The following is a 9,224-nucleotide window of genomic DNA, read 5'->3' on the forward strand; positions in this document are numbered from 1 at the left end:
AGCAATTCCAGGAAAAGTGTGGAATGGTTTTCCGTCCGGAATTGCGTGAAAACAAAGAGATAGAGAGGTTCGGCGTTTCCGTGAAACGCTGAAACGTTCACATCTAGAGTTCCAGCTTGTAGCCGATGTGGCTCGCCTTGAAGCCGAGTCGCTCATAGAAGCGGTGCGCGTCGAGCCGGCTCTTGTTGGTCGTCAGCTGCACGATCCTGCAGCCGTGCTCGCGGCATTTCCCGATCGCCCATTCCAGCAGGCGCTGTCCGAGCCTTTCGCCGCGCCGGTTCGCCGCGACGCGCACCGCCTCGATCTGGCCGCGCCAGGCGCCCTGCAACGACAGCCCCGGAAGAAAGCTGATCTGCAAGGTGCCGATGACCTCGGCGCCATCCGTCATCACCGCCAGGAACTGGTTCTGGTTGCCGTCGATCGCGGCGAAGGCGTCCTGATAGGATTGCGCCAAAGGTATGCTTGCATTCTCGCGAGCGCGGCCAAGCGCGTCATCGGCGAGCATCGCGACGATCGCCGGGAGATCGGCTTTTTCCGCGCGACGGATCAGGACTTCGCTCATCGTCAAAACCTCGTGGTTGGCCGGCGACCTTATGCATGGCCCGCCGCTTGCCGCAAACCGGGAAGGTCGAGTTACGGACAGTTGGTCGCGCCGGCCAGATGACGGAACGCTTCGGCTATCGCGGTCTTCCGCTTTGTGGTCTATTGCGGGTCTCCCTCCATCCTCCAGCCGCCATCCCCCGTTTCCCCATGTCAGGCCTGCTCAGCGATCCCTGGTTCTATGCCGCCGCCATTCCGGCGGTCATCCTCGTCGGCCTGTCGAAGGGCGGCTTCGGCGGCGCCGTGGGCTTCGTCGGCGTGCCGCTGATGGCGCTGGCCATGCCGCCGGTGCAGGCGGCGGCCATCCTGCTGCCGATCCTTTGCCTGATGGACGTCGTCTCGGTGTGGACGTGGTGGGGCGTCTATGACCGCAGGATGCTGGTCGACATGATGCCGGGCGCCGTCATCGGCATCGGCTTTGGCTGGCTTACGGCGGCCCTGGTGACGGAGGAAATGGTGCGGCTGATCGTCGGCGCGGTCGCGCTGGTTTTCGTCCTGCGCTGGATCTATCTCCAGTTCCGCCACGGCGCCGACCATGCGGCGGAACCGAACCGCATCGCGGCGGCCTTCTGGGGCACGGTCGCCGGCTTCACCAGCTTCGTCGCCCATGTCGGCGGCCCGCCCTTCCAGGTCTACGCGCTGCCGATCCGGCTCGATCCGAAGGTGCTGTCGGGGACCGCGGCGATCTTCTTCGCCGCCACCAACGCGCTGAAGCTCATTCCCTATTTCGCGCTCGGCCAGTTCGACAGCACCAACCTCATCGCCTCCTTTGCGCTGATGCCGCTGGCGCCGCTCTCCACCATCGCCGGCGCCTGGCTGGTGCGCCGCATGCGGCCGGAAGTCTTTTATCCGTTCACCTATGCCACGGTGGCGGTGGTGGCCGTCAAGCTGCTTTGGGACGGTGTCGCCGGGCTGATGTAATACCGGACTCATGTAACAGATGGGGCGGCTCGGCAGCCGCCCCAGGGTGTCATCAGGCAGCGCTCGGCACCATCTGGCGGCTGCCACCGAAGGCGAGTGCTGCACCGGCCGCGATCACCAGCGCCATGCCGGCGAGGACGGCGATGTCGTTCAGGGTGGGCTTCAGCACCATGTCGGCGATGATCGCCAGCATCACCGCATAGTCGAGGCGCGCCCAGCGCATCATGCGCTGGCCGATAGCAAGAACAGCGGGCGTAACGCCGTCCTTGGCGATCATGGCGCCGATGCGCTCGCCAGTCGGCTTGAAGACGAGCATGCCGATCGAAAAGGTGGTGGCGTAGCCGGCGAGACCGATGATGACCCATAGCTCGGAGAAGCCGACCCAGAAGCCGCACATGACGAGGCCGAAGATCAGCGTGAGCATCGACATCGGCGCGAAGAACCTTCCGCCCAGTTCACCGCTGGCGCGCATCGCCTGCAGCTTGTCCTCGATGTTGCCGGCGCGATCGGCAAGCACGCCGAGCAGAAAGAGGACGAAGCCGCCGCCGACCCACAGGATGGCCGAGACGACGTGGAGGAATTTGACGATCGTGTACCAGTCCATGGTGTGCTCCTGGGTGTCTTTCTTGATTGTGGCGGCGTCGGTTGTGCCAGCCGTTGCGAGGAGCGGGCGTTTTGCTCGGGGTGTGTTTCGGAACGATGTCGCGGCGGCGGCGCCTGTGTTTCGGCGCCGCAATAAGTGTCGGAGACCTAGTCACCAGCGGGGGAGGTGGCCGTCCCGTTTCGGCACAGGGAAGTCCGTTCGGTTGAAAATTTCGTCCGGCGTTAAGGCTTCATTAAGCTTTACAGGCGTTTACTACGGCCATCCAGTTTGTCTGGATTCTTACCGAGTGGTTGGAGCCACTTTGTTTGACGCCTCCCTGTTAAACTCCTGAGAGCCGCCTTATCCGCGGCTCTTTTTTTGTCCGCCGGCGCCGCGCGAGCGCCGCGTGGCGTTAACCGTTTGTTAAACATGCGCTTGCCTTCATGGGCATCGAAGCGCATTTTCAAGCCTCAGTCGTTTAAGGGTGCAGGACGTATCGGCAAGGATGCCGAATCGGCTTGCGGCAGTGCAGGGGCGTATCGATGACCGAGCCTTCGAAAGGCAGCGCGAAAACCATAAAGCTCGCGGAACGCCGGGTTTTCTCCCAATCCTTCAAGCCGCTCTACCAGGAAGGCATGGGCCTGGTCGAACAGGCTGCCGAATATCTCGACGGCAAGGGCAGGCTCGAAGCCAAGAAGCTGTCGCGCACCGCGGCGACGCTCTATGCGGCCGAATCGATGCGGCTGACCACCCGGCTGATGCAGGTCGCGTCCTGGCTGCTGCTGCAGCGGGCGGCGAATTCCGGCGAGATGACCCGTGACCAGGTCGCTTCTGAGAAGTCCAAGGTGCGGCTCGACACCGCTTCGGCGCATGACGAGGCGCTGGGCTGGAACGAGCTGCCGAAGGAATTCCTGGACCTGGTGAGCCGGTCGCTGCGTCTGCAGGCGCTGGTAAAGCGCATGGACGAAGAGATTTACGGCGGCGCGATCAACGAACCGCCGGCCGCCGCCCGCCGCGCCAACCCTGTCTCCGACCAGATCAGCTTGCTTAACACGGCCTTCGCCCGCGGCTGACAGGCAGCTTGAATTTTGAGGGCGCGTAGGCCGCCCCAGGCCGTTTCCGGTTTGTTCACATTTCGCTGGCATCGCTCTGCGCCGAGGTTAGACTTGGCGCATGGGGGAAACGATTCGCATCATCGGCATCGATCCGGGACTGAGGCGCACCGGCTGGGGCATCGTCGACAGCCTCGGCAATTCCTTGCGCTTCGTCGCATCCGGTACCGTGCGCTCCGACGACAAGGCGCCGCTCGCGGCAAGGCTCTGCCAGTTGCATGACGGGTTGGCCGAGGTGCTGCACCAGGCCATGCCGCATGAGGCGGCGGTCGAGCAGACCTTCGTCAACAAGGATGCCACAGCGACGCTCAAGCTCGGCCAGGCCCGCGGCATCGCCATGCTGGTGCCGGCGCGCGCCGGGCTGGTGGTCGCCGAATATGCCCCCAACGCGGTCAAGAAAGCGGTGATCGGCGTCGGCCACGGCGAGAAGAAGCAGATCCACATGATGGTGAAGGTGCTGATGCCGAAGGCGGTGTTCGAGACCGATGACGCGGCCGACGCGCTGGCCATCGCCATCTGCCACGCGCATCATCGCCAGAGCGCCGCCTATCGGATGGCGATTGCCGGATAGCGATGTTCTTGACTTGTTCCGATTGTTGGAATATTTCTTACTTGTAAGAGAGGATTGTTCCATGCGTGTGACCAGCAAGGGCCAGGTGACCATTCCGCGCGATCTGCGCGAGACATTCGGCATTGTTGCCAACAGTGAAGTGATCTTCGGCATAGAAGGCGGAAAGATCACGATTACGCCCCGACACGACAAGGGACGGCATGCAGATCGCGAACGGCTCGCCCAGTTTCTCGCCGCGCTTGATCGGCTGGAGGGCAGCGGCGATCAGACGATGAATGCCGACGACGTCATGACCATGACGCGGGATCGCTGATCTTGGCGACGCTTGTCGATACCAATGTGCTTATCGATGTCGCCGTTCGCGATCCTGTCTGGCTGAAATGGTCGCGGCCAAAAATAGAGACTGCGCGCAAGCAAGGCAGCCTGATCATCAATCAGATCATCTATGCAGAGTTTTCGATGCGCTACGAGACGATCGAAGAGGTCGACGATGTGTTGCCCGAGGATGAGTACCGACGCGAAGGGTTGCCGTTCGAAGCGGCCTTCGCCGCGTCGAGAGCATTCTTGGTCTATCGCCGGCAAGGGGGACCGCGGGAGAAGGTCATGCCCGACTTTTTGATCGGAGCGCATGCCGTCATCCGAGGCTATCCCATCCTTACGCGCGATCCGGCGGGTTTCAGAAAATACTTTCCGGATGTCGAACTTATCGCGCCTGACACCCACCCCTAAGAAAGCCCCCCGGACATGATCGGCAAGCTGAAAGGCACGCTGGACGAGATCGACGAAGACTCCTGCCTCGTCGACGTGCACGGCGTCGGCTATGTCGCCTACTGCTCGGCGCGTACATTGGCATCGCTGCCGGGGCCCGGCGAGGCGGTGGTGCTGTTCATCGAGACCTATGTGCGCGAGGACATGATCCGGCTCTACGGCTTCCAGACCGCGCTCGAGCGCGAATGGTTCCGCCTCCTGATGAACAATGTGCAGGGCGTCGGCGCCAAGGTGGCGCTGGCGGTGCTGTCGACGCTGGCGCCGGCAGATCTTGCCAATGCGATTGCGCTGCGCGACATCGCCATGGTTTCCCGCGCGCCCGGCGTCGGAAAGAAGGTGGCCGAGCGCATCGTGACAGAGCTGAAGACCAAGGCGCCGGCCTATGCGGGCGCCGCCAACGGCACGATCGCCCTCAAGCAGGAGCTTGGCGAAGGTGTCGCGCCGGCACCCATCACCGACGCGGTCTCGGCGCTGGTCAATCTCGGCTATTCGCGCGACATCGCCGCCAATGCGGTGGCGGCTGCGCTGAAGTCAGCCGGCGAGGGCGCCGACGCCTCGAAGCTGATCCGCTTCGGACTGAAGGAATTGGCGCGGTGAAGCGGCGCTTGTCCCGGTCCTTGCGGTATGCAAGGAAAGCCGCATGAGCCTTTCGCCCCGCCTCATTGCTCCCGACAAGCGCGGCGAGGACGCCGACCAGACCTTGCGGCCGCAATCGCTCGACGAGTTCGTCGGCCAGGCGGCGGCGCGTGCCAACCTCAAGGTCTTCGTCGATGCCGCCAAGAGCCGTGGCGAGGCGCTCGACCATGTTCTGTTCGTCGGTCCGCCGGGACTCGGCAAGACGACGCTGGCGCAGATCATGGCGCGCGAGCTCGGCGTCAATTTCCGCTCGACCTCGGGTCCGGTCATCGCCAAGGCAGGCGATCTCGCAGCGCTGCTCACCAATCTCGAGGAGCGCGATGTGCTCTTCATCGACGAGATCCACCGGCTCAACCCGGCGGTGGAGGAAATCCTCTATCCGGCGATGGAGGATTTCCAGCTCGACCTGATCATCGGCGAGGGGCCCGCGGCGCGCTCGGTCAAGATCGACCTCGCCCGCTTCACGCTAGTTGCCGCGACAACCCGGCTCGGGCTTTTGACCAATCCGCTGCGCGACCGCTTCGGCATTCCGGTCAGGCTCAATTTCTACACGGTCGAGGAACTGGAGCAGATCGTGCGCCGCGGCGCGCGCATCCTCTCGATGCCGCTCGGCGACGACGGCGCGCTGGAGATCGCGCGCCGCGCCCGCGGCACGCCGCGCATCGCCGGACGCCTCTTGCGCCGGGTACGCGATTTCGCCTCCGTCGCCGGAAACGGCCATGTCGACAAACGTATCGCCGACGAGGCGCTGACCAGGCTGGAGGTCGACGGGCTCGGGCTCGACGCGCTCGACCGCCGATACCTGTCGATGATCGCGCGCAACTTCGGCGGCGGCCCGGTCGGCATCGAGACGATCGCGGCTGGCCTCTCCGAGCCGCGCGACGCCATCGAGGACATTATCGAGCCCTATCTCATCCAGCAGGGCTTCATCCAGCGCACGCCGCGCGGCCGCGTGCTGACCGCCAATGCCTGGCGGCATCTCGGCCTCGACCCGCCAAAGGACCTCGCGCAGCAGCAGATCAGCCTGTTCCAGGAAGAGTAACGGACATTTGTTCGCCGGATGCGCGTGGAACAGCGCGTCTGCGCGAAAATTGCTTGCGTGCGCCAAGGTGAAGGCACAATTGCCGCCTTTAAGGCAAAGCTCGCGTAATGAATCCCAAGGGCTTGGGGCAACTGATGATCACCAGACGTGGCTTCCTCCGCCTCATCGGCGGCTCGTTCCTGTCGATGGTGTCGCTCAGCGCCTATGCGATCGGTATCGAGCCGATGCTTTTGACGCATGTGAAGCGCTACGCCCTGACGCCGCCGCACTGGTCGCCCGGGCTCAAGCTCCGCGTCGTGGCGTTGGCCGACATCCACGCCTGCCATCCCTGGATGACGCCGGAGCGGATCGCCTCGCTCGTCGAAACGACAAATGCCTTGCAGCCGGACCTGATCGTGCTCCTTGGCGACTATGTCGACGGAATGCGCCTGGTGACTGCCGATGTCCCCGCACCGGATTGGGCGTCCGCTCTTTCAGGGCTGAAGGCGCCGCTCGGCGTGCTCTCGATCCTCGGCAATCACGACTGGTGGCACGACCATACGGCGCAGTGGGCCGAAGCCGGGCCGACGGCCGCGCGCAAGGCACTGGAAAGCGTCGGCATCCCGGTGCTGGAAAACGACGTCGTGCGGCTGGAGAAGGACGGGCATGGCTTCTGGATCGCCGGACTTGCGGACCAGCTGGCGATTCGGCCAAGCAAAGCCCTGGGCCGCCACGGCTTCAAGGGCTTGGACGATCTCGGCGGCACGCTCGCCAAGGTCAGCGACAGCGCGCCCGTCATCCTGCTCGCGCATGAGCCGGACATCTTCCCGAAAGTGCCGTGGCGGGTGTCGCTGACCCTGTCCGGCCACACCCATGGCGGGCAGGTGCGGCTGTTCGACTATTCGCCGGTGGTGCCATCCGATTTCGGCAACCGCTACGCCTATGGCCATGTCGTCGAGAACGACCGCAACCTGATCGTGTCCGGTGGGCTTGGCTTCAGCATCGCGCCGGTGCGTTTCGGCATGCCGCCGGAGATCCTGCAGATCGATCTCGGGTAGTTGCAGGTATTTTTTACGCGATTCCGGGCGGAAGCCGCCGCGCACTTTTCCTGGAATTGCTCAGTGAAGTGACCTGATCGCGTCCATCACATTGGGCTCGGCTTTGGCGCCGTCGAAGGCGTCGACGATGCCGAAGGCGCCGCCATAGCCCCATACCGACCAGGAAAAGCCATGCGCCTCGGCGCGCGCGATCATGTCCCTGACATAGGCGGCGCGGTATTCTGCCGGCATCACATAAGGGTTGCCGTATTCCTGGCGGATCATGCCGAACTCGCCGAGCGTGATGTTTTCCGGCTTGATGCCATTGGCCTTGACCCAGTCCTCTACGGTCCTGAAAGGCGCATCCATCTGGCCGACGAGCCTGTCGGGGCTGTCCATGCCGGCGACCTGCTCGTCAAGATAGGCAAGCATGCCGCTGCGGCGCGTCCACGGCGCCTCCGCCCTGATCCTGTCGCGGATCGTCTCCAGCGCCACGTCGAGCCGGGCGCGCGGCACCGCGGTCAACGGGTAGGGCAGGCCGGTGACGTAGCGGATGAAATCGCCGGCCCAGGTCGCGCCCTGGTGCGTCAGAAGGAACGGGTCGTAGGAGTGGAAAGTCCAGATGATGTTGTCGTCGGGAATCGCCTTCGGGTCGATCTTTGCCAGCGAGGCCGCGTTCGAATAGCAGCCGCCGGTGAGGATGAGCGTCAGCCTGGTGGCGGAAGACCGCGCCGCCGCGAACAATTTCTTCTGGCGGTCCGGCCACAGGTTCGTGCCTTTGTCGTCACAGTCGACGATCGGCTCGTTCATCAGCTCGAAGGCAACCTGGCCAGGGTCTTCTTGCGACAGCGTGTGCGCCATCTTGCGCACGACCTCGACATAGGCATCGAAGGTGGCGGGATCGTCCATCACCTCGCCCATGCCGATCTTTCGGTTGCCGCCGGCCGGGATTAGATGCAGGTCGACGATCGCTTTCAGCCCGGCGCGGTTGATCATGCGCGCCGAGTCCAGAACGCTGGCGTAAAGGTCGTCGCGCAGCGAAAGCGTCTCGTCGGACAGGAAGGGCGAGGGATCGACCGGCATGCGCAGGAAATCGAAGCCGGCTTCCTTCAGCGCCTTGAGGTCATCCTCTTTCAGGAATTTCCGCCATTCCGGATAGGGCAGGATGGCGTTCGGGTCGTTCCACTTCTCCTCGCCGGTCCAGGTTGTCCACTGGTCGAGATTGAGGCCGCGCTTCATCGAGAATGTCGCCGCCCCGGCAGGCATCGCCAGAGCGCCAAGCGCCAGCAGCGCCGCCATCGAGGTCTTGATCATCGCGCCCAACAGTGCCATCCGGTTCCCGCGCGAGGACAGTGCGTGTCGCCAAAAGGATGCAGTGGTTTTGGGATAACGACACGCATAGAAAAAATTGCCTGGAGCCTATCGGGCTCTAGGTGCCCGTTCGGGCCGGAAAAGGAAAGCGCAATGGATGATCGTGGTGAATCGGCAGCGCTCAGCGCCGGGCTTTCGGGGGCGCTGACGGAATCCGGGCATCGCCTGATGGCCCGGGTCTACTATGCCGACACCGACTTCTCCGGCGTCGTCTACCACGCGCGCTACCTCGAATTCCTCGAGCGCGGACGCTCGGATTATCTGAGGCTCGCCGGCGTCCATCATACCGAGCTTTTGGATGGCAAGCACGGCGAGCGCATCGTCTGGGTGGTGCGGCGCATGGAGATCGACTTCCGCACACCGGCGCGCATGGACGATATCCTGACCATCGATACGCGCACCGAGGATATTTCCGGCGCCCGCATCTTCATGGCGCAGCAATTGAAGCGCGGCGGCGAGGTGCTGGTCGAGGCGAAGGTCGAAGCGGCGATCATCGGCGAGAACGGCCGGCCGCGCAGATTTCCGAAGGAATGGGTCGCCGCCTTCATGCCGAAAGCAAGCGATTGATTTCGGGGCATTAACGGGACGATCCCAGGCACTAGGC

12 protein-coding genes are annotated in these 9,224 nt (G+C 63.8%); 9 read left to right on the top strand and 3 right to left on the bottom strand.

Features of this window, described 5'->3' with window-relative positions:
• Positions 1-103: 103 nt before the first annotated feature.
• Entirely contained in the window at positions 104-562 is a 459-nt protein-coding gene (locus RFN30_RS12705) for a GNAT family N-acetyltransferase (protein ID WP_320262414.1), read from the bottom strand.
• Between the two features lie 188 nt (positions 563-750).
• Here RFN30_RS12705 and RFN30_RS12710 point away from each other — a divergent pair, with 188 nt between their 5' ends.
• On the top strand, positions 751-1,521 hold the full coding sequence (locus tag RFN30_RS12710) for a sulfite exporter TauE/SafE family protein (protein WP_320262415.1): 771 nt from the start codon (positions 751-753) through the stop codon (positions 1,519-1,521).
• A 52-nt stretch (positions 1,522-1,573) separates the two neighbouring features.
• Here RFN30_RS12710 and RFN30_RS12715 read toward each other — a convergent pair whose 3' ends face one another.
• Positions 1,574-2,125, bottom strand: coding sequence for a DUF2269 family protein (locus RFN30_RS12715; RefSeq protein WP_320262416.1), 552 nt, complete (start codon positions 2,123-2,125; stop codon positions 1,574-1,576).
• A gap of 521 nt (positions 2,126-2,646) precedes the next feature.
• On the opposite strand from RFN30_RS12715, the gene rcdA reads away from it, so the two are divergent.
• The 7 genes from rcdA (at position 2,647) to RFN30_RS12750 (ending at position 7,270) form a co-directional block, all read left to right on the top strand.
• Positions 2,647-3,177 carry a protease adaptor protein RcdA gene (gene rcdA / locus RFN30_RS12720; RefSeq protein ID WP_320262417.1) on the top strand — a complete coding sequence of 177 codons (531 nt, stop codon included), beginning with the start codon at positions 2,647-2,649 and terminating at the stop codon, positions 3,175-3,177.
• Between the two features lie 100 nt (positions 3,178-3,277).
• On the top strand, positions 3,278-3,787 hold the full coding sequence (ruvC, locus tag RFN30_RS12725; protein ID WP_320262418.1) for a crossover junction endodeoxyribonuclease RuvC: 510 nt from the start codon (positions 3,278-3,280) through the stop codon (positions 3,785-3,787).
• A 61-nt stretch (positions 3,788-3,848) separates the two neighbouring features.
• A complete protein-coding gene (locus RFN30_RS12730; RefSeq protein WP_320262419.1) occupies positions 3,849-4,100 on the top strand; it encodes an AbrB/MazE/SpoVT family DNA-binding domain-containing protein in 252 nt (83 codons plus the stop codon).
• Positions 4,101-4,102: 2 nt separating this feature from the next.
• Entirely contained in the window at positions 4,103-4,516 is a 414-nt protein-coding gene (locus RFN30_RS12735) for a type II toxin-antitoxin system VapC family toxin (RefSeq protein WP_320262420.1), read from the top strand.
• 15 nt (positions 4,517-4,531) lie between these two features.
• Positions 4,532-5,152 (top strand): Holliday junction branch migration protein RuvA, encoded by a 621-nt coding sequence (gene ruvA, locus RFN30_RS12740; RefSeq protein ID WP_320262421.1) that lies wholly within the window; start codon positions 4,532-4,534, stop codon positions 5,150-5,152.
• A gap of 43 nt (positions 5,153-5,195) precedes the next feature.
• Positions 5,196-6,233: a Holliday junction branch migration DNA helicase RuvB gene (ruvB, locus tag RFN30_RS12745; RefSeq protein ID WP_320262422.1), complete on the top strand. Its 1,038-nt coding sequence runs from the start codon at positions 5,196-5,198 to the stop codon at positions 6,231-6,233.
• Positions 6,234-6,367: 134 nt separating this feature from the next.
• Positions 6,368-7,270, top strand: coding sequence for a metallophosphoesterase (locus RFN30_RS12750; RefSeq protein WP_320262423.1), 903 nt, complete (start codon positions 6,368-6,370; stop codon positions 7,268-7,270).
• A 60-nt stretch (positions 7,271-7,330) separates the two neighbouring features.
• Here the strand turns inward: RFN30_RS12750 and RFN30_RS12755 are convergent, their stop codons facing one another.
• On the bottom strand, positions 7,331-8,581 hold the full coding sequence (locus RFN30_RS12755; protein ID WP_320262424.1) for a glycoside hydrolase family 5 protein: 1,251 nt from the start codon (positions 8,579-8,581) through the stop codon (positions 7,331-7,333).
• Between the two features lie 132 nt (positions 8,582-8,713).
• On the opposite strand from RFN30_RS12755, the gene ybgC reads away from it, so the two are divergent.
• The gene (gene ybgC, locus RFN30_RS12760; protein WP_320262425.1) at positions 8,714-9,187 is read left to right on the top strand and encodes a tol-pal system-associated acyl-CoA thioesterase; all 474 of its coding nucleotides are present in this window, start codon (positions 8,714-8,716) and stop codon (positions 9,185-9,187) included.
• Positions 9,188-9,224 lie beyond the last annotated feature (37 nt).

This window comes from Mesorhizobium dulcispinae (genome assembly GCF_033977345.1).
Classification (GTDB): Bacteria; Pseudomonadota; Alphaproteobacteria; order Rhizobiales; family Rhizobiaceae; genus Mesorhizobium; species Mesorhizobium dulcispinae.

Coding starts and splice junctions, on each gene's coding strand:
- ybgC (WP_320262425.1), top strand. CDS start 8,714: ATGGATGATCGTGGTGAATCGGCAGCGCTCAGCGCCGGGCTTTCGGGG.
- RFN30_RS12710 (WP_320262415.1), top strand. CDS start 751: ATGTCAGGCCTGCTCAGCGATCCCTGGTTCTATGCCGCCGCCATTCCG.
- ruvB (WP_320262422.1), top strand. CDS start 5,196: ATGAGCCTTTCGCCCCGCCTCATTGCTCCCGACAAGCGCGGCGAGGAC.
- rcdA (WP_320262417.1), top strand. CDS start 2,647: ATGACCGAGCCTTCGAAAGGCAGCGCGAAAACCATAAAGCTCGCGGAA.
- RFN30_RS12705 (WP_320262414.1), bottom strand. CDS start 562: ATGAGCGAAGTCCTGATCCGTCGCGCGGAAAAAGCCGATCTCCCGGCG.
- RFN30_RS12730 (WP_320262419.1), top strand. CDS start 3,849: ATGCGTGTGACCAGCAAGGGCCAGGTGACCATTCCGCGCGATCTGCGC.
- RFN30_RS12755 (WP_320262424.1), bottom strand. CDS start 8,581: ATGGCACTGTTGGGCGCGATGATCAAGACCTCGATGGCGGCGCTGCTG.
- RFN30_RS12715 (WP_320262416.1), bottom strand. CDS start 2,125: ATGGACTGGTACACGATCGTCAAATTCCTCCACGTCGTCTCGGCCATC.
- ruvC (WP_320262418.1), top strand. CDS start 3,278: ATGGGGGAAACGATTCGCATCATCGGCATCGATCCGGGACTGAGGCGC.
- ruvA (WP_320262421.1), top strand. CDS start 4,532: ATGATCGGCAAGCTGAAAGGCACGCTGGACGAGATCGACGAAGACTCC.
- RFN30_RS12750 (WP_320262423.1), top strand. CDS start 6,368: ATGATCACCAGACGTGGCTTCCTCCGCCTCATCGGCGGCTCGTTCCTG.